Below are 20,062 nucleotides of genomic sequence, written 5' to 3' on the forward strand. Positions count from 1 at the left end.
TGTGTATATCAAAGGGTTTATTATGTATACTTTAGAAGTGCACTACATACTTGGTCTGGTAGCTCTACCAGAAGGCACTGATGTATCCGAAATCATTAAAACAGGATTCGCAGAACCTGTAGTAATTCCTGCAGTTCCACTAAGTGGTTCGATAAAAAATGGAGCAGGATCTTTATCTTCAAAAGGTTCTACAGTTATAAATACTCTTTTGCTTGTTACCGCTGCTGGAAACGTTATTCCAGTTAAAGGAATCTGACTAGGAATAATTAAAAAATCTTCACCAGGAAAATTCGGAACCACACCTCCAGATCCTTTAAAGAAATTAGCATCATCTGTAACATCAACATCAGAGAAAGTTCCTGTAGAGACTATTTTGTTTCCAAAATCAACCCATCCTTCATATTTCCAACCACTTGCTAATGCTGGAAGTGATAAACCTGCTGCAGATCCATTCATAAACCATACACCAAATTCGTCATTATCCGCAACATCATCTGTTGGTGTTGCAAGGAAAAATTGTCCTGATGTACTAGAAAGATCAGCAACAACTGGAGCAAAATTTAGCGTCGCAGAATTAGATCCATTAAAACTACCTGTCAATATTTTCGCATTAGAAGGTACATTATCAGTATCACCTACTGGTTCTATCGTTAGTACAAACTCTGAAGCGTCTTCTAAATCAGAAGCTAATACTGTTAGATTTACGGTTCCTGTTGGATTTGTAAATCTACTAGTAGGTACTGCTTGTCCATTAACTATTAACCATCCCTGATACGTTGATCCTCCAGTAAGTGTCTCTAAACCTATGGTTTCAATCGATACATTAGCAACTGGTGGTCCATCATCACTAGAACAGGAAACACCTAATAATCCCAAGGCAATTGTCATAATTGCCATCATCTTTTTTTTCATCATTTTTTGCTTTTTAAGTTTAATAATTGACAGTATAGATATCAATACTCAAATTAACTACAAAAAGTCAATAAAATTGTACGCGAAAACCACTATTTTTTTAGGTATAATCAGGCTTGCGGATTGATTTGCTCTGGTTTTTTAAATAACTCCAAATATGATTTTCCTATATTAGAAACTATATCACTTGCTAACAAACCCTGATAACCAGTTTCTTGTATAGCAATATCACCAGAACTACCATGAAGATATACTCCAAAAATAGTTGCATATAACGGTTCGTATCCTTGAGAAATCAATCCTGTAATTATTCCAGTCAGAACATCTCCACTTCCTGCAGTAGCCATTCCAGGGTTTCCAGATGTATTTACATATATATTATCTTGATATATTACTAAGGTATTAGCTCCTTTAATAACAACGATCGAATCATATTTCTTAGAAAATTCTTTAGTTTTTTTAATCTTATCAAAATCATCATTCCATGATCCCAACAACCTTTTTAATTCACCTGGATGTGGTGTTAATACCGTTTGTTTAGGTAAATACTCTAAGAATGTAGCTTCTTTAGATAAAATATTAATCCCATCTGCATCAATAACCAGTTTTGCTTTATTTTGTTTTAAAAACTCTTCAAAAGCACTTATAGTTTTTTCATGAGTTCCTAATCCTACTCCAATTGCTATAGCGGCAGGGTTTAAATCAAAATCAATTTTAGTAATATAATCATCCTCCTTGTCCGTAATTACCATAGCCTCAGGAACAGAAGTCTGCAGAATATCATATCCACATTCTGGAATGTATGTAGTGGCCAAACCTGCTCCTATTCGTAAAGCAGATTTAGTAGTTAACACTATACTACCTATTTTACCATAGCTTCCACCAATCAAAAGACAATGTCCGTAATCTCCTTTATGCGCAAACTTATGTCTTGGTCTATATAGAGAAAGTGCTTCATTTTTTCCTATCAAATCTGCAAATCCTGGAGTTTGAGCGATAAATCCTCTATCCAAACCAATGTCAATCACCTCTAAATCCTGAGAATACTGTCCAGTTTCAGGTAAGAAAAATACTAATTTTGGTAATTGAAATGCAACCGTTGTAGATGCATAAATTACTCCTTCTGGGTTATCAGGAGCTTTATCTGCGTATAAACCAGAAGGAATATCAATAGATAGTGTAAAACATCTAGAGGCATTAATTTTTTTAATTAATGCTACAACCCATGGTAATAATGGTCTATTCAATCCAATTCCAAAAATGGCATCAATAACCATATCCTCTTGTTTAATAGCAATATCAGAAAGATCATCTTCGGATTTTAATTGTATAGGCCATTCTGATAGAATAGCTTTTAATCGGTCATAATTTTCTAAAAAGTCTTTTGATCGGTTATCACTAAAGTTAACGATATAGGTTTTTACATGATACCCATGTTCAACTAACAATCTAGAAATCACCAATCCATCACCCCCATTATTTCCTAAACCACAAAATACATGAATTGGAATTGGAGCTCCTTGTAGTCTTTGATGTAATACATTGAATATTTGGGTGGCAGCACGCTCCATTAATTCTAAAGAAGTTATCTTTTGAGATTCTATAGTAACCTCGTCTGCTTTTCGCATTTGTTCTGCAGAGAATATTTTCACAAGTCTAAATTTTATTAATAATTAAATAATAGATGTTCTATAAAACTGAGCATATATATTCGTTTTAAAATCTATTACGATTAGTTTCATTTATTTTTAGGAATATTTTAACGAATCAATACATAAATTGTAGGATCAACAAAAGTTTATGATTACCTTCGTTTTTTATTTTGTTCAAATGTAAAAAATTATACATTTGAACCTTAATATAAAGCAAACTAATGTTTAGTACGGTTTCAATCTCGGTTTTACTTTTCGCGTTGGGAACAATTGTGGCTTCTGCTTATACTTCTATTACACGTACTACAATTACTATTATTACCCTTAGGGGTTAATCATTTATATATCATAGAAATCGAGTAGGTAGTTTGTTTTAAGTAAAGAAACTATCGAAAAGCTTTATCAATTACATCAATTTAAAAATTACAATATGAACGTTCTAAAATTTGGAGGTTCCTCTGTCGCAAATGCAGCGACTATAGAAAAAGTTATAGATATTATCAAAGAGCAATCTAATACTAAACCGCTATACGTAGTGGTATCTGCTCTTGGTGGAGTTACTGATCTTTTAATTCAAGCAGGAAAAGAAGCTTCTTCTAATAATGATATTTATAAAAACACCCTTGCTACTATTGAAACAAGACACCTTGAAGCTATCAAAGAATTAATACCTATTGTTTCTCAAAGTGCCATAATCAGTAAAGTAAAATCTGAACTAAATAAGCTAGAATCTCTATGTGAAGGAGTATTTTTATTAAGTGAATTATCTCCTAAAACAGAATCTGTTATTGCTAGTTTTGGTGAGATGTTATCTTCTTTTATAATTTCTGAAGCAGCTAAGATAAAAGGGCTGGACATTGTACTGAAAGATGCTAGAGACTATATCATTACTATTGATGGAACTAAAGTTACTATAGATTATGAAGAAACTAATTTTAGAATACAAAGATATGCTCAGGACAATAAACATCAGATTAGCCTTTTTCCTGGTTTTGTAGCTAAAACATCTGAAGGAGAACCAACTACGTTGGGAAGAGGTGGTTCAGATTTTACAGCTGCCATATTAGCTGCTGCAGTAACAGCAGATGCATTGCAAATATGGACTGATGTTAGTGGTATGTATACTGCTAACCCTAAACTAGTAAAACAGGCAAAACCTATATCTCATATATCGTATCAGGAAGCGATGGAATTATCTCACTTTGGTGCAAAAGTTATTTATCCACCTACTATTCATCCAGTTTTGGATAAGGATATTCCAATTGTCATTAAGAATACATTCCAACCAGAAGAAGTAGGGACTTTGATTACCAGAGAGGTTGGTAATAGACAAAAACCTGTAACAGGAATTAGTCATATTGATAATATTTCTGTGATATCACTAGAAGGAAGTGGAATGGTAGGTATACCAGGTTTTTCTAAACGATTATTCGAGGCTTTATTTCTGGAAAATATAAATGTAATCCTTATCACGCAAGCTTCTTCTGAGCATTCGATATGCTTAGCTGTTGAGGAAACGGATGCAGAAAGAGCTAAAATTATTTTAGATACTACTTTCGAATTTGAGATAACCAAACATAAGGTAGATCCCGTAAAAATTGAGAACAATGCAGCTATAGTAGCATTAGTAGGTGATAATATGTATCATCATCAAGGGTTGAGTGGTAAAATGTTTAGTACACTTGGTAAAAACAATGTAAACATTAGAGCAATTGCCCAAGGAGCTTCTGAAAGAAATATTTCTGTAGTTATAGAGAAAAAGGATATTAAAAAGGCCTTAAATATTTTACACGAACGCTTTTTTGAAGTAAAAACAAAACAACTCAATCTATTTGTTACTGGTGTAGGTAATGTTGGTAGTAAGTTACTTGATCAGTTAGCCCAACAAAAAACATATCTAAAAGAGAAATTACGTCTTAAGATCAGAGTTGTTGGAATCTCTAATTCCAGAACAATGGTTTTTGATGAAGGAGGAATAAAACTTGATTCATGGAAAGAAAAACTTTCGCAAGGAGAGAAAGCAGATTCTGAAGAATTCTTCAAAACTGCTCAAAAAATGAATATCCGTAACTCTATTTTTGTAGACAATACTGCTAATCCAGATATAGCGAAAGTCTATAAACATTATCTAGCAGAAAGTATGGCTGTAGTTACATGTAATAAAATTGCTTGTGCTGATGAATATGCCAATTATGAAAACCTGCAAGAACTATCTAGAAAGTTTAATGCCTCTTTTTTATATGAAACTAACGTTGGTGCTGGATTGCCAATCATTGATACTTTAAACAATTTAATTGCCTCTGGAGATCACGTTCGTAAAATTCAAGCAGTATTATCGGGTAGTCTTAATTTTGTTTTCAATAACTATAAACAAGGAGTTAACTTTTATGATGTTGTGAAACAGGCACAAGAAGAAGGATATACTGAACCAGACCCAAAAATTGATCTTAGTGGTGTAGATGTGGCTCGTAAAATTTTGATTTTAGCAAGAGAAAGTGGAAATGTCATTGAATTAAACGATATCGAAAAAGAAGCATTTTTACCACAAGAGAGTTTAGATACTACTAGTGTTGATAGTTTCTTTGATTCTTTAAAAGCTAATGAATCTCATTTTAAACAAATTCTAAATGAAGCTGATAAAAAAGAATGTCGCTTAAAGTATGTTGCTCAATATGAAGAAGGAAAAGCTAAAGTTGGATTACAACATATTCCTGCTGATCATCCTTTTTATAATTTAGAAGGGAGTGATAATATTGTTCTTTTTTATACGGATCGATATCCTGAAAATCCGCTAATAGTTAAAGGTGCAGGTGCTGGAGCAGAAGTTACTGCTTCGGGAATATTTGCTGATATTATAAGAATTGGTAAAAAGTAAATCCATTAAGTAAGATGAAAAGTATAAAAATCTTTGCTCCCGCAACCGTTGCCAATCTTTCTTGTGGATTTGATGTATTAGGATGTTGCCTTGATACTGTTGGAGATGAAATGATTATTACAATAACTTCTGTACCTGGCGTAAGAATCACTAAAATAGAAGGGGCAGATTTACCATTAGATACTAAAACGAATGTTGCTGGTGTGGCTGTAGAGGCCCTATTGAAAAATTATGAATCTGAGGTAGGTGTTGATATTGAAATTTACAAAAAAATAAAAGCTGGCAGTGGTATAGGTAGCAGTGCCGCCAGTAGTGCTGGTGCTGTATGGGCTGTAAATCATCTTTTGGATAAACCTTTTACAGCACAAAAATTGGTAGAGTTTGCTATGGAAGGAGAAAAACTAGCAAGTGGTAATGCACATGCAGATAATGTAGCTCCTGCTCTTCTTGGTGGATTTACATTGGTAAGAAGTTATGAACCATTGGATGTTATAAAGTTACACACTCCAAAGGATCTTGTAATGACTGTTATACATCCGCAGATTGAAGTAAAAACTTCGGATGCCAGGTCTGTTATCAAACAAAATGTTAGTCTTAAAAAAGCAATTCATCAATGGGGAAATCTTGGAGGTTTAGTATCTGGACTCTTTACAGAAGATTATGATCTTATTGGTCGTAGTCTAGAAGACGTAATTATAGAACCTATGCGATCTATTTTGATTCCTGAGTTTAATACTGTAAAAGATGCTGCTCTTGATCAAGGCGCACTTGGGTGTGGTATTTCTGGTTCTGGTCCTTCAATTTTTGCATTAAGCAAAGGACTGGAAACCGCAAAAAAAGTAGCAGATGCGATAAGAGCCATATATAATAAAACTGGTCTTGACTTTGATATTCATATTTCAGAAATCAATAGTCAAGGAGTAAAAATAATTAATTGATATGCAAGAAATTAAAAAAATAGCTACTGGTTCTCCATGGGAAGATATTGTAGGATACTCAAGAGCCATAAAAATTGGTAATACCATTGAAGTATCAGGAACAACAGCTCCAGGAATAAATGAGTATGATCAAACTGTTGCTATTATTGAATCTGTAAAAAAAGCCCTTAGTGAATTTAATGCAGATTTAAGTCATGTGATACGTACAAGAATTTATTGTACCGATATTTCAAAATGGGAAGACATTGGAAAAGCTCATGGACAATATTTTGGCGCTACCAAACCAGTAACAACAATGGTTGAAGTATCAAAATTAATAAATCAGGATATCTTAGTGGAAATAGAATTTTCTGCAATAGTTCCGTAAATACCAAAAAAATAAAATTCGAATGCAATATTATAGCTTACATAATAATTCACCTAAAGTCTCTTTTTCTGAAGCTGTTGTTAAGGGATTAGCACCAGATAGAGGTTTATATTTTCCAGAGGGCATAACTCCCCTACCTCAAACTTTTTTCGATAATATTGAAACCTTAGACAATATAGAAATTGGTTTTCAAGCAATTAAACAATTTGTAGGTGATGAAATTCCTGAGACTGAATTACGCGAAATTCTTACCGATGTATTAAGTTTTGACTTTCCTGTAGTTGATATTAAAGAAAACATTGGAACGTTAGAGCTTTTTCATGGTCCAACAATGGCCTTTAAAGATGTTGGTGCTCGATTTATGGCCAGGTGCCTAGGATATTTTAATAAGAATAATAAAAATAAGGTTACGGTGCTTGTAGCTACTTCTGGAGATACAGGAGGCGCGGTAGCGCAAGGTTTCTTGGGTGTTAAAGGTGTAGATGTTGTGATTTTATATCCTTCCGGAAAAGTAAGTGATATACAAGAAAGACAGCTTACAACTTTAGGTCAAAACATAACTGCATTAGAAGTAGATGGAGTGTTCGACGACTGTCAGGATATGGTTAAAAAAGCATTTCTTGACGAAACGATAACGAATCACAAACAACTAACGTCTGCTAATTCTATCAATATTGCCAGATGGTTACCACAATTATTCTATTTCATTTTTGCTTACAAACAAGTAAAAAGTAAAGGTAAGGAAGTCGTTTTTTCTGTACCTAGTGGTAACTTCGGAAATATTTGCGCTGGAATTGTAGCTCAAAAACTTGGTCTTCCAGTAAAACATTTTATAGCAGCAACAAATATTAATGATACAGTAGTGAGATACTTAAAAACGTCAGAGTATGATCCAAAACCCTCCAAAGCTACTATATCTAATGCCATGGATGTTGGTAATCCAAGTAATTTTATTCGTATTCAAAAGTTGTTTGATAATGATTTTGACAAACTAAAAGATAATTTTTCTGCTTATAGTTTCAATGATACGGACACAAGAGATGCAATGAAGGAAGTATATACTCAGACTAAATATGTTGCAGATCCTCATGGTGCTGTGGGATATCTTGGTCTTAAAAATTATGATTTACAAGAAAATGAGTACGGTATATTTCTAGAGACTGCACATCCAGTTAAATTCTTAGATATTGTTGAACAAACTATAGATATAAAAGTGACTATTCCAACGCAGATCCAAAAAGTAATGGATAAAGAAAAAGTACGTTATAAAATTAAGGATTATAAAGAATTAAAGGAGTTCTTACTACAATAGAAGAACTCCTTTAATTTTTATTTCTTGAAAAATACATATTATTACCGTGATAACGATCTCATTACCTTATACACGATCTCTGATGTAGACGCCAGGTATTTAAAGTTTACGGTAGTATATTTATCAGCTGTTTGATGAACATATGGTGAATTATCACCATTCATCAACTCTGCGGTTATTGTTATAGTATCATAGCCCAATGTAGAAAAGACTCTGGTTTCAGGAGTAGAAACTCTTCGTTTAAACACTGGAACACCAGATTCTAATCGATATGCAGATTCTAAACTTATATTCGATGCAAGTAACTCTATAGCTCTATCTTCATCATTATCCCATCCTACATAATCTACACGATGCATCGAATTTATATTGTAATTATCATCTTTTAGCTTTTTAACAAACATTCTGCATCCTATCATGTTTGTTTCCTGTTGATCAAAAAATACAATCATAAAATTAATTGATCTACTACTCAGTTTGGTTAGTTTTTCTGCAACATAACAGGTCAATGCTACTCCTGTAGCATTATGCACAGCTCCTGGACTATCTTCGGCAGTATCATAATGTGCACCTAAAACGATATATTCATCACTTCCATTCGTTGCAGGAATTTCTGCATAAATATTCGCTCCGCTATATTGTTTCCCTTTTTTATCCTGAACATTATATGAATTACGCTTAGGTTTAAGTCCCATATCTTTTAGCGTATTGTATAAATAATCTGCAGTAGTTCTTCTCTCAGAAGAACTTGATCTACTTGAAAGTTTTTTCTTACCTTTTATAGGAATGAATCCTGTAAGTTTACCAACGATATCCTTTTGCGCATTAATGATCTCAGCTTCTCTTACATCTGCCTCCGACTGAGCCATCGATACCTGAATGCAAAATAATAATAGGAGTAGTAATGTTTTAAATCTATAATTTTTCATTTATAAAATTTTGTATTCTTTATTTTTCCTTCTTAAAACAAATTTATAAAACAATAAATAATAATACAATTAGTATTTTTATTGTTTACAATTAATCATTCATATATGTCTTTTTCAAAAACTATACCATTTTTTATCATCATTATATTCTTATGCATACAATGTAAAAAAGAAGATTCTTCGATTAATCCATTATTAGCACCTGAAAACTGGAGAAAGGAAACAATAGAATTTCCTTTATCATTTGCATCTTCATTAGAGCACAAAGGTACAGAATATGTTCGATTTGCTCCTGGATGGAGCGTACAAGATTCTGAAGAATATTTTTCATATACATTTCTATGGTATATCGATGAAAACCCTAAATTGTCTGACAAGATGTTAGAGACAGAAATGGAAGCCTATTTTGATGGATTAATGAATATGGTCTCAAAAATGAATCTTAAACTCTTTAAAAAGATTCCTAAAACAAAAGCTTTTTTTGAAAAATTGAATGATCACTCCTATGCGGGCAAAGTAATTACTTATGATGCTTTCACAACAAAAAAAGAAGTAAAACTAAATATTATTGCAGAATACCTTCCTTGTAAAGCACTTAATAAACACTTAGTTTTTTTTAAAATTTCTCCTCAGCAAATTGATCATGTAGTATGGGACAGATTAGATAAGGTTGAGATAGATTTAAATTGTAACTAAATATCTTAATGTCTAACTAAATTTATTTTTAAGTTTTGGTGTTTTTTTATTCATCGAAACACAAAATTTATTATTTTTCTTTTCTAAAAATATAATTGATCATGAACGTTTGTTTTCTAATGTACCCATGGGAAGAAATTGATCCCGAAAATGACACAAGTCTCACTTTAATTCATGAATGTGCTAAAAGAAAACATGGAGTTGCCATTGCTACTCCATCAAATCTTACGATAAGAGATAGTGTAACCTATTCTTTCTGTAAAGTTATTAATCGACCAGATAAGGTATCATCATCTATGAAGTCATTTTATGCCAAAACAACTTTTAGAGATGAAATGTTACCATTAGCAGGATTTGATGTAATCATCTTACGAAGTAATCCTCCTTTGGATATGATCATGCTTAATTTTCTTGATTCTGTAAAAGATGATGTTTTTATCATGAATGACATAGATGGAATCAGAAGATCGAACAATAAGCTCTATACAGCTGCATTTGATGATATAGATACACATTTCATTCCTAAAACTCATGTAACTAAAAACAAAGATTATTTAATTAAAATGATTAAAGAGTCTCCTAGTGATAAGATGATTTTAAAGCCATTAAATGGCTTTGGAGGTTCTGGTGTTATTTTGATTGAAAAAGGCGCTATGACCAGTATTCGATCATTATTGGATTTTTATATCGATAATAAGGATGGAACTACAAATTATGTTATCCTTCAGGATTATATAGAAGGTGCAGATCAAGGAGATGTTCGTATTTTAATCCTTAATGGGAAACCGATTGGAGCAATGCGAAGGATTCCTGGAGAAGATGACCATCGATCCAATGTTACCGCAGGAGGTTCTGTTGTAAAACATTCATTAACTAAACAAGAAAAAGAATTATGCCGTTTGATAGGACCTAAACTTGTTAAAGATGGATTATATTTTGTAGGTATTGATGTGATCAATGGAATGCTTGTGGAAGTAAATGTTATGAGTCCAGGTGGAATTACATATATCAATAGAAAGTATAAAGTGAAACTGCAAGAAAAAGTGGTTGATTTTATCGAAGATAAAGTTGTACAAAGAGTTAGTAGGTTTGATCGTAAAGCGCTATTAAGAAAAACAGTAGATAATGCATAAGTTTTCTATTGATGAAATTATTAATAAAATTAATAATGAAGAAACTTTTCATGCGATTGCAGAAGATTACTCTTTCACACTTAAAATAGATAGTTATAGCTATTATATATGTGGTGCAATTCATGACGGACATCAGTTTAGAAAAGATCTATGGGAACTTTGTTTGCATACAGAATATGAAAGATGGTACGAGGAAGATCCATGTACAAAGCAAATGGTTCAAAGCCATCCAATTGTAATAGCGGGCTGCGATTCTAGATTTGAATATGACCTTAATAGAGATCCAAAACAGGCAGTTTATGTCGATGCTTGGGGAAAACAATTATGGAGAAGTCCATTGTCTCAAAAAGCTAAAGATAATTCACTTCAAAAGCATCATAATTTTTACAAAGTAATACATGCTTTAATTTCTAAAATTGAATCTAAGTTTGGCGCTGCCATTGTATATGATATGCACTCTTATAACTGGAGAAGATGGGATCGTAAAGTCCCTGTAATTAATCTTGGTACTAGTAATATTGACAATAAACGCTTCTCCCCTTTTGCTAACTCATGGTCCACATCTTTATCCAAAATTAAGCTCCCTAATAATATTGAAACTACTACAGCTATTAATGATACTTTTCAAGGAAATGGATATTTCTTAAAATATATTACCAACCATTTTGATAATACATTAGTACTAGCGACCGAGTTTTCTAAAATATATTGTGATGAACTGGAATATAAGATATATCCTGAAGTAGTCCATGCAATCGAACAAGAGTTAAAATCAAGATTACCTGCTCACGCATTATCATTTTATAAAAGCTTTATTGAAATAAAGTAGTGTTTTCCAAAAGTTAATCTATTATTTTTGCACTTAGCTAAAAGAAGATTATGATCGAAGATGTTGTAGATACATACACGGATTTATTTGAAATTGATCAAAACCTGGATAGATTGGTAAAGAATATTGAACTTCTTAACTATCTAAACCCATTAAATATTGAACTGGAAAAAAAGAACTTTTTTGCTTCAAAATATCGATTTAATCCAAAATTCAAATACAAAAAAATAAAATTCAATCCCTATAAATTACAACGATTATTCTTTAGTCAGAGATTAGAAAGAATAGAAGATGAAGAAATAAGGAAGTTATATCAAGATATTATATATGAATATTCGGGATTGATTCAATGTATCGAAACTATCGGTAACGGCAAGAGTTTTTATTATAATTCACTTAAAGTTTTTGGTACTCCTAAAGAGCGTGATGTAGAAAATGCAAGATTTATACTTCATTTTGAAGATGAACAACCAGGGCAAGAGCTTGAAAAAAAGAATACTGCAAATGATGCTGAAGAATATTTTAGAGAATTTGCCAAAAGATATGATTTTAATTTTCACATAAAGAAATCTACAAATATCTCAGCTTCTGCTATGGTTTTAAACGCTTCAGAAACTCTGGTTTTGAAGAAAAATTATAAGTTCAGTGATAATGAATTACAGGTATTAGCAAATCATGAGATTGGAGTTCATATGGTTACTACTTTTAATGGTAAAAAACAACCTCTTAAAATATTTTCTAATGGTTTTGTAAATAATACCGAAACCCAAGAAGGTTTAGCTGTTTTTAGTGAATATATGTCTGGATGTTTAACACTGAAACGTATGAAAGAATTAGCCTATCGTGTAATTGCGGCAGATAGTTTAATTAAGGGGTATGATTTTAAAGATACCTTTGATCTATTATACAGCCAGTATAAATTAGATCGAGATGCTGCCTGGCAAATTACACTTAGAGTACATCGTGGAGGCGGGTTTACTAAAGATTATCTATATCTAACTGGATTAAAAAAAATATATGATTACTATCATAGCAATCAGGATATGAGTACTTTATTAACAGGAAAAGTAACATTAGAGAATAAAAAGAGTATTGATCGATTGCAACAGCTTGCACTAGCAAATACAGGTGAATATATGACCGATTCTTTTGCTCAAAATCTGAATACCAATACAAAGCTTGATTTCATCCTCAGTAATTTAAAATAACTTTACGTTACAAACCTCTATTTCATTTATGTAAAGTAGCTTTGTATTTAGGGTTCATCATATTCTCTAAACTTAGAATTTTGTCCAGTTCCTTTTCAGATAAAAGTTTCTTTTCTATTACTAACTCACGTATTGTTTTACCAGTAATAACGGCTTCTTTACCTAAAAGATCACCCATATGGTGTCCAATATAAGGATTCAAAAATGTAATAATTCCAACAGAATTAAAGACCATTTGTCTTGTATGTTCCTCATTAGATGTAATACCATCGATACATTTTTTGGCAAGTGTAGTACACGCATTTGACAATAACTCTATCGATTCAAACATACATTGTGCGATAACTGGTTCCATAACATTTAATTGTAACTGTCCAGCTTCGGCAGCAAAGGAGATTGTAACATCATTCCCAATTATCTTAAAACAAATTTGATTCACTACTTCTGGAATTACAGGATTTACTTTTGCTGGCATAATGGAAGATCCTGCTTGCATTTCTGGTAAATTGATCTCGTTGAATCCGCAACGAGGTCCAGAAGATAATAAACGTAAATCATTACAAATTTTAGATAGTTTAACACTAGTTCGTTTTAATGCTCCCGAAATCATAACATATGCACCACAATCTGAAGTTGCTTCAATTAAATTTTCAGAAGGAACAAAATTGACTTTTGTATATTGTTTTAAATATTCAATGGATAACTTAGAAAAACCATCTGGTACATTAACACCTGTACCAATTGCAGTTGCTCCCAAATTAACTTCTAAAATAAGGTCTCGACAATTTTTTAAATTATTTATTTCTTCTTTTAAATTAGAAGACCATGCTCCGAATTCATCTCCTAAAGACATTGGAACCGCATCTTGTAATTGCGTTCTTCCCATTTTAATAATTTTTTTAAACTCTATAGTTTTTTTATCAAGACTTGAGCATAATATACCTATCTGTTCTATTAAACAATTGATATAATAAAAAATTGAAACTCTAAATGCCGTAGGATAAGCATCATTGGTTGACTGGGACTTATTAACATGATCATTAGGGTGTAGAATATCATAACTACCTTTTGCATGACCGTTTAATTCAAGAGCGACATTAGTGATTACCTCATTTGCATTCATATTTACAGAAGTTCCTGCGCCACCTTGAAATACATCAGAAGGAAAATATTTAGTATATTTTTCTAAATCACTTAAAATATGGTCACAGGCTTGAAGAATCATATCAGCTTTATCCTCAGGAATAGTACCTATGTCTTTATTTGCTGCTGCACATGCTTTCTTTGTTAAAATAAGTGCTTTGACAAAAATAGGAAAGTGACCAATTTTTGAGTTTGAAATTTGGAAGTTATTAATAGCTCTTTGTGTATGTATGCCATAATACGAATTTTCCAAAATTTCTAAGCTGCCTAAGAGATCTGTCTCTTTTCTTGTTTTCATATTTCGTTTAAATAATGATATATAATTTAGTATTAAACTATAGAGTATTGTTGAGTTTTAGAGATCCCTATAGAACACATTAATATTATATTCTTTTTTTGATACATAATAAAATATCAAAGTTTGAATTACTTTTCATAATGATCATCCCATTCTTTTACCTTAGGATCTCCTAATTTTCCAACAGATTTTGCTACGATCATAGATACTGTGGCATCTCCTGTTACATTTATAGTGGTACGTAACATATCTAATGGACGATCTACTGCAAAAATCAACGCCAGTCCAATTGGTAGTTTATCTGAAGGGAATCCGATAGCTTCTAAAACGATTACTAACATTACCATTCCTGCTCCTGGAACTGCAGCAGAACCAATCGAAGCTAATAATGCAGTTAAAACTATCGTAATTTGATTACTAAACGTAAGTCCTTCTGGCCATAATACTTGCATAATAAAAACTGATGCAACAGCCTGATATAAACTGGTACCATCCATATTAATGGTTGCTCCAACTGGTAATACAAAACTAGACACTTCTTTATCTACTCCAATATGTTCTTCTACTCTTTCCATAGTAACTGGTAATGTTGCAGCACTAGAACTTGTAGAAAATGCTAATAATTGTGCAGGACTGATCTGCTTTAAGAACCAAAAAGGAGATTTTTTAGTGATTACTGAAACCAAAATACAGTAAAATACAATCATTAATGCTAATCCAAATATTACTACACCTGCATAGCGCAATAAAGCCAATAATATGTCGGGATCATCAGAGGTCACTACTACATTAGCTAATAATGCAAATACAGCATAAGGAGCAGTAAGCATAATCAAATCAACCATCTTCAGGACAACTTCATTTAAACTGTCAAAAAACTTCTTTAAAGGTTCTGATTGTTCTTCTTTTATCAACAACATACTGATACCTAAAAAAATTGCAAAGAATATTACCTGCAGCATCATTTTATTATCACTCATTGCTTTTATAGCATTCTGAGGGACCATATCTACAACAAACTGTAACGGTCCACTTTCTTTTTGCCTTCCTGCTTCAGCGATACGTTCTGATATTTTTGCACTTCCTGCATATTCTGTGGTTAATTTCTCTATAGTTTCTGGAGTAATCCCATTTCCTGGTTTCATTACGTTTACTAATAATAATCCTATAGTAATGGCGATAACTGTAGTAATAATATATATGATGATCGTTCTTCCTCCAATTGTCTTAAATTTTGAAATATCTTTCAAATCAGAAATTCCCTTTATCAACGAGGCAAGAATTAAAGGAACTGCAATCAGTTTTAAAAGGTTAACAAAAATAGTTCCTAACGGAGCAATCCAATCTCCTGTAATTCCTTTTCCCCAAGAAACTTGGGTCATTAAAAATCCGAATAATATCCCAGCGATCATTCCGATCATTATCTGCCAATGCAATGCAAGTTTCTTCATGTGAATTATCTAGTTTTTTGAATACAAAAAGTCGATCTCTATAAAAAGACACTTAACCAGTTTACTTTATAAAAGATCTAAATATGAATTATGGAATTAATTTTTATGTAGAAAATCTAAAATAACCGTTCTGTAAAATCAATTTCTTACAAACCTGCCTCTATTAAAGTAATCATTAATGCCAATTTTATATTCTTGGCACCATCAATATTTGTCCATTTTTCAGATAAAGAATGAGCTCCTCCACCTTTCCCTCCTCTACTAAGAGTAATAGCTGGTATTCCTTTAGCAATAGGAATATTACTATTAGTTGAACCAGTTTTTAATTTTGGTTTTATTCCTAAGAAAAGACTAGACGCAAGTGCTCTTTGAATTAATGATGTACTAATTGGTAATTGACCAGATGGACGATCTCCAATAGGTAGCAAATCCACTGATATTTTATCCTTAACTCCCGTAGCATTATAAGATCTTACCGCTTCGTATATGGAGGATTTAAAAATTGTATCTATTTCAATTAAACGTTTTGGATCTAATGAACGCATATCTACTTCCATCCAAGATTCGAAAGGTATCGAATTTACAGAGGTTCCTCCTCCTATTCTTCCTATATTAAATGAGGTCTTTAGTCCATCTTTATCGGTATATTTTTTCGCTTCTTTAACAAACAAAGATATTGCTTCACCTAATGCGTGGTGAGGATTCGCTAGTCCAAATGCTCCCCACGAATGACCTCCTTTACTTTTAAAAACAGCTTTATACCTTTTTGAGCCTAATCCACCATTAATAATTCTACCATTACTACCTCCATCAATAGATATCCACGAATCAATTTTAATATCCGAAGCATCACTGAATAAATGTTTCACGCCTCTCAAATCACCTAATCCTTCTTCTCCTACAGTGCCTACTAAAACTACATTTTCTTGTGTTTTTATTTCTGCTTTATTCATTGCCTTCAATACTGTAAGGATCATCGCCATACCCCTTGTGTTATCACCAATTCCTGGAGCTATATAGGTATTTCCTTCTCTTTTTACCTTTACATTTGTTTCTTCAGGAAAAACGGTATCTATATGTGCATCCAAAACAATGGTTTTATTTCCTTTTTTTCCTTTACGCAATGCTAACACATTTCCCTCTGTATCAATCCAGGCACTATCAACACCAATAATTTCTAACATTTCTTTAAATTTTTCTGCTCTTTTCTTTTCTTTAAAAGGTGGTGCAGGAATTTCGGTAAGCAAGATCATATCTGATATTGTTTGTTCTTCAAAATCATCAACTGCATCCATCGCCAACTGAACGGATTTATTCTTACTTAACTTATCAATTTCTTTTACATATTTTTTTAAAGGAACATTTTCATTTTGAGCATTGACGCTTATTTGAAAAAATATAACTACTACTATTGAACCTACTAGGTATTTCATTTTCATTTGTGTACAATTAATCTTATTAGTATTTCTTAAAATTGTTTAATTCTTATTCTCTATATCAAGTTCGTATCCCAAGTCAATCCCTTTATTTACTCTAGATATCCCCTTAGTCATCCATCTAGGAGCTTGTTTATTTTTTAGATAATGATCAAAAAACTGCATCATCCTAATAGATAAATCTTGTTTGTTTTTCATTTTTTTTAAATTGTGTTCCTCATTATTGTAGACTAATAACCAAACAGGCTTTTCTAAACGTCTCATTCCCATAAACATCTCTATACCTTGATAATAAGGCACAGCTCCATCCTGATCATTATGCATTATTAACAAGGGTGTTTCTATATTTGGAATTCCGAACAATGGAGAATTTTTTATGTACAGATCAGGGCGCTCCCATAGATTTTTCCCAATCCTGCTCTGCCCTTTTTCGTATTGAAAAGCTCTACTTCTTCCAGATTCCCAGCGAATACCTCCGTAGGCAGATGTCATGTTACTTACTGGTGCGCCAGACATAGCTGCTTTAAATTTATTGGTAGTTGTTATAAGATATGCTACTTGATATCCTCCCCAACTCTGTCCTTGAATTGCTAAATTATTACTATCAATATATCCCAATTTTTCTACAGCTTCTACTCCCGATAAAATACAATTATAAGCGCTAGCTCCTGGTTTTCCTTCATTATAAATAATATTTGGAACAAATAGAACGTAGTCATTACTTACTAGATAGCTACGATTTACCGTTGATTTACTAGGTTTGGGAATATGATATTCTGAATATGTATCGGATTTTTTTTCATAAAAATGAGTAATCATAGGGTACTTCTTAAAAGGATCAAAATCTTCAGGTTTATAAATTATACCCTCAAGTTTTTTGCCATCATACGCTGTCCAATAGAAAAGTTCTGCTGTTCCCCACTTAAAATCTTTTTGTTGCGGATTTACATTTGTTATTTTTAGCACATTATCAAAATCTTTATAGGAAAAATATAGGTCTGTTGGAGTAGTGAAATTCTCTTTAGTAAAAGTTAAAACATCAGATTTTGGGGCCTTTGTATAATTCTTTATTAGAAAATTAGTAGGCTTTATTTTTTCTACTAATTGCCCTTTATCAAGTAGGTAAAGCCCAGAAGCTTTCGTTTTTTTATCAAAACTTGTTACTAGTAATTTGTTATTAAGGTAACTTGCACTTGTTTCTTGTTCCTTATCTAACATTTCTGTTCTAAATACTATTTTTTCACTATTACCGATTTTGGTAATATTCAATGGTTTTTTACTTCCATCAAGGAAAATTCTCCAAATATCAAATTGAGCATACACTAATGCATTACCATTTTGATCAAACCCTCCAAAACCGTGGGGCAAAGGCAATGAAGGGCGATCATTTTCCTTATCATAAAAGATTACATTAAGCTTATTTGTAAGGTTTCTAAGCTTTAGATTGGATAGTTCTAAGGAAAACCAATCTTTCTGGTTACTATCATAGTATACTGCATACTTATTATCAGGAGATAAAAATGGTCTATTTCTAGCATTCCGTATTGCTAATCTTTTTTCTCCTGTTTCTTTATTAATTACATAAAAATCTTTCATTCTCGGATATTTCCAAGAGTATTCTTTTTGATAAGGATTTTTATCCGATCCCAGAATATATTTTTGTTCTTTATATTCATTCATATATATCACATCAATATTTCTATCCTGAATATGAATAAATTTATTTGTATTTATATCATAAAAAGAAACATAGCTTTTTCTCTTTAGTTTAATAAGATTCGCTTCTTGTTCTGGTTGAATAAATTGGTCCTGCCAGTTCCAAATATCAACTTCCGGTATTTCACTTGACAATAAAGTTGTATCCTTTCGATGAATAGATTTTGGTTTAGAAAAAAAATAGAGTTTATCTCCAGATTTTGAGAACTTTGGACCTTTATTAGAACTAAGAATCCAGTCATTTTTTAAACCTTTACCAGATGTATCAGTAATTTTTTTTAAAGTATCATTAGTATATAAATTCAATGTAAAATTCAAAGAATCCATTGCTTTTGAATCTTTTACAGATAAAAATACCATGCTATTTCCTTGCTTATTTGAAGAAAGTTTAGTGTATCTATATTTTGTAGTATCAATAACCTTTATTGTTCCAAATTTAATATCATAAGCATAAACACCAAGATCACTTTGCTTAGCCTCTATTGTTTTATTATGTTGCATTGTTGTAGAATAATAAAACACATTTCCCGATTCAGGAATTGTAAATTCCTTGATTTTAAATATAGTATCTCTATTTTTCGATTTGAAATTATATATGATGGCATAATTTTGATTATACAGCTTTGGTGATGTCTTGTTTGACATATTTTTATTTGCATAACATTCCATAACTAAATAAGCAGAGTTACTCTTAGGAATTTTATACATTTTAATTCTTGGTATAAAAGCTTCTACTTTACCTTGTGCTACATTAAAAATCAGCAACTTACTTTTCGATCGTTCTTTTTGTTTTATATTATTTTTAATTTCATTTCTGATATCCTGATAATTAGGTCTTTGTTTAAAAATAACATATGCTTCATCCTTTGTTATGGAAGCATTATATCCATTTTTAAAAACATACTTTTTATTGGTTGTTGTATTATAGATTTCTAAATACCCATCACCTCTTTTAGTAACTGTTTCTATAGTTGAAATTATTAACTTACCATTTGTAGATATCTCTATATCAATGATATTTTTCCATAAATCATAATCCTTATGAGAAAGCGCTTTTTTTTGAGTGAATCCAAAATTTAAGCATAGAAATGATAAAAAGGTAACAACCTTAACTTTAACACTGCACAAATTTTTATTATAAAAATGAAAGGAATAATTTAGTTTACT

15 protein-coding genes are annotated in these 20,062 nt (G+C 31.8%); 8 read left to right on the forward strand and 7 right to left on the reverse strand.

Features of this window, described 5'->3' with window-relative positions; genetic code table 11:
• Window positions 1-42 precede the first annotated feature (42 nt).
• Both QBK95_RS08210 and QBK95_RS08215 read right to left on the reverse strand, forming a co-directional pair.
• Complete coding sequence (locus QBK95_RS08210) at window positions 43-915, reverse strand: anti-sigma factor (protein WP_280932475.1); 873 nt, start codon at window positions 913-915, stop codon at window positions 43-45.
• 107 nt (window positions 916-1,022) lie between these two features.
• Window positions 1,023-2,564 carry an NAD(P)H-hydrate dehydratase gene (locus QBK95_RS08215; RefSeq protein WP_280932477.1) on the reverse strand — a complete coding sequence of 514 codons (1,542 nt, stop codon included), beginning with the start codon at window positions 2,562-2,564 and terminating at the stop codon, window positions 1,023-1,025.
• 430 nt (window positions 2,565-2,994) lie between these two features.
• Between QBK95_RS08215 and thrA the strand changes: the two genes are divergently transcribed.
• From thrA to thrC, 4 genes are read left to right on the forward strand one after another with little or no spacing between them, the layout of a single operon-like run.
• The gene (gene thrA, locus QBK95_RS08220; RefSeq protein WP_280932479.1) at window positions 2,995-5,439 is read left to right on the forward strand and encodes a bifunctional aspartate kinase/homoserine dehydrogenase I; all 2,445 of its coding nucleotides are present in this window, start codon (window positions 2,995-2,997) and stop codon (window positions 5,437-5,439) included.
• Between the two features lie 14 nt (window positions 5,440-5,453).
• Complete coding sequence (locus tag QBK95_RS08225; RefSeq protein ID WP_280932481.1) at window positions 5,454-6,377, forward strand: homoserine kinase; 924 nt, start codon at window positions 5,454-5,456, stop codon at window positions 6,375-6,377.
• 1 nt (window position 6,378) lies between these two features.
• A complete protein-coding gene (locus tag QBK95_RS08230; RefSeq protein WP_280932483.1) occupies window positions 6,379-6,744 on the forward strand; it encodes a RidA family protein in 366 nt (121 codons plus the stop codon).
• 22 nt (window positions 6,745-6,766) lie between these two features.
• Window positions 6,767-8,056, forward strand: a complete 1,290-nt coding sequence (gene thrC / locus QBK95_RS08235) for a threonine synthase (protein WP_280932485.1) — start codon at window positions 6,767-6,769, stop codon at window positions 8,054-8,056.
• 41 nt (window positions 8,057-8,097) lie between these two features.
• On the opposite strand, the gene QBK95_RS08240 is transcribed toward thrC, so the two are convergent.
• Complete coding sequence (locus QBK95_RS08240) at window positions 8,098-8,985, reverse strand: M28 family metallopeptidase (protein WP_280932487.1); 888 nt, start codon at window positions 8,983-8,985, stop codon at window positions 8,098-8,100.
• A gap of 105 nt (window positions 8,986-9,090) precedes the next feature.
• On the opposite strand from QBK95_RS08240, the gene QBK95_RS08245 reads away from it, so the two are divergent.
• From QBK95_RS08245 to QBK95_RS08260, 4 genes are all read left to right on the forward strand, one after another.
• Window positions 9,091-9,681 (forward strand): hypothetical protein, encoded by a 591-nt coding sequence (locus QBK95_RS08245; RefSeq protein ID WP_280932489.1) that lies wholly within the window; start codon window positions 9,091-9,093, stop codon window positions 9,679-9,681.
• Between the two features lie 101 nt (window positions 9,682-9,782).
• Window positions 9,783-10,814 (forward strand): glutathione synthase, encoded by a 1,032-nt coding sequence (gene gshB, locus QBK95_RS08250; RefSeq protein ID WP_280932491.1) that lies wholly within the window; start codon window positions 9,783-9,785, stop codon window positions 10,812-10,814.
• Complete coding sequence (locus QBK95_RS08255; protein ID WP_280932493.1) at window positions 10,807-11,643, forward strand: N-formylglutamate amidohydrolase; 837 nt, start codon at window positions 10,807-10,809, stop codon at window positions 11,641-11,643. The genes gshB and QBK95_RS08255 overlap by 8 nt, the downstream gene beginning before the upstream one ends.
• Before the next feature lie 50 nt (window positions 11,644-11,693).
• On the forward strand, window positions 11,694-12,851 hold the full coding sequence (locus QBK95_RS08260; RefSeq protein ID WP_280932495.1) for a peptidase MATCAP family protein: 1,158 nt from the start codon (window positions 11,694-11,696) through the stop codon (window positions 12,849-12,851).
• A gap of 22 nt (window positions 12,852-12,873) precedes the next feature.
• Here QBK95_RS08260 and aspA read toward each other — a convergent pair whose 3' ends face one another.
• From aspA to QBK95_RS08280, 4 genes are all read right to left on the reverse strand, one after another.
• Entirely contained in the window at window positions 12,874-14,292 is a 1,419-nt protein-coding gene (aspA, locus tag QBK95_RS08265; protein ID WP_280932496.1) for an aspartate ammonia-lyase, read from the reverse strand.
• A gap of 128 nt (window positions 14,293-14,420) precedes the next feature.
• A complete protein-coding gene (locus tag QBK95_RS08270; RefSeq protein WP_280932499.1) occupies window positions 14,421-15,743 on the reverse strand; it encodes a dicarboxylate/amino acid:cation symporter in 1,323 nt (440 codons plus the stop codon).
• 146 nt (window positions 15,744-15,889) lie between these two features.
• A complete protein-coding gene (locus QBK95_RS08275; RefSeq protein ID WP_280932501.1) occupies window positions 15,890-17,176 on the reverse strand; it encodes a M20/M25/M40 family metallo-hydrolase in 1,287 nt (428 codons plus the stop codon).
• Between the two features lie 45 nt (window positions 17,177-17,221).
• The gene (locus QBK95_RS08280) at window positions 17,222-20,023 is read right to left on the reverse strand and encodes an alpha/beta hydrolase family protein (protein WP_280932505.1); all 2,802 of its coding nucleotides are present in this window, start codon (window positions 20,021-20,023) and stop codon (window positions 17,222-17,224) included.
• Between the last annotated feature and the right edge of the window lie 39 nt (window positions 20,024-20,062).

Origin of the sequence: Aquimarina mycalae, assembly GCF_029906345.1 — a bacterium.
Classification (GTDB): Bacteria; Bacteroidota; Bacteroidia; order Flavobacteriales; family Flavobacteriaceae; genus Aquimarina.

Excerpts from the sequence above, each read along its gene's own strand:
- QBK95_RS08210 (WP_280932475.1), bottom strand. The coding sequence starts at position 915 with ATGATGAAAAAAAAGATGATGGCAATTATGACAATTGCCTTGGGATTA.
- thrA (WP_280932479.1), top strand. The coding sequence starts at position 2,995 with ATGAACGTTCTAAAATTTGGAGGTTCCTCTGTCGCAAATGCAGCGACT.
- QBK95_RS08225 (WP_280932481.1), top strand. The coding sequence starts at position 5,454 with ATGAAAAGTATAAAAATCTTTGCTCCCGCAACCGTTGCCAATCTTTCT.
- QBK95_RS08230 (WP_280932483.1), top strand. The coding sequence starts at position 6,379 with ATGCAAGAAATTAAAAAAATAGCTACTGGTTCTCCATGGGAAGATATT.
- thrC (WP_280932485.1), top strand. The coding sequence starts at position 6,767 with ATGCAATATTATAGCTTACATAATAATTCACCTAAAGTCTCTTTTTCT.
- QBK95_RS08240 (WP_280932487.1), bottom strand. The coding sequence starts at position 8,985 with ATGAAAAATTATAGATTTAAAACATTACTACTCCTATTATTATTTTGC.
- QBK95_RS08245 (WP_280932489.1), top strand. The coding sequence starts at position 9,091 with ATGTCTTTTTCAAAAACTATACCATTTTTTATCATCATTATATTCTTA.
- gshB (WP_280932491.1), top strand. The coding sequence starts at position 9,783 with ATGAACGTTTGTTTTCTAATGTACCCATGGGAAGAAATTGATCCCGAA.
- QBK95_RS08255 (WP_280932493.1), top strand. The coding sequence starts at position 10,807 with ATGCATAAGTTTTCTATTGATGAAATTATTAATAAAATTAATAATGAA.
- QBK95_RS08260 (WP_280932495.1), top strand. The coding sequence starts at position 11,694 with ATGATCGAAGATGTTGTAGATACATACACGGATTTATTTGAAATTGAT.
- aspA (WP_280932496.1), bottom strand. The coding sequence starts at position 14,292 with ATGAAAACAAGAAAAGAGACAGATCTCTTAGGCAGCTTAGAAATTTTG.
- QBK95_RS08270 (WP_280932499.1), bottom strand. The coding sequence starts at position 15,743 with ATGAAGAAACTTGCATTGCATTGGCAGATAATGATCGGAATGATCGCT.
- QBK95_RS08275 (WP_280932501.1), bottom strand. The coding sequence starts at position 17,176 with ATGAAATACCTAGTAGGTTCAATAGTAGTAGTTATATTTTTTCAAATA.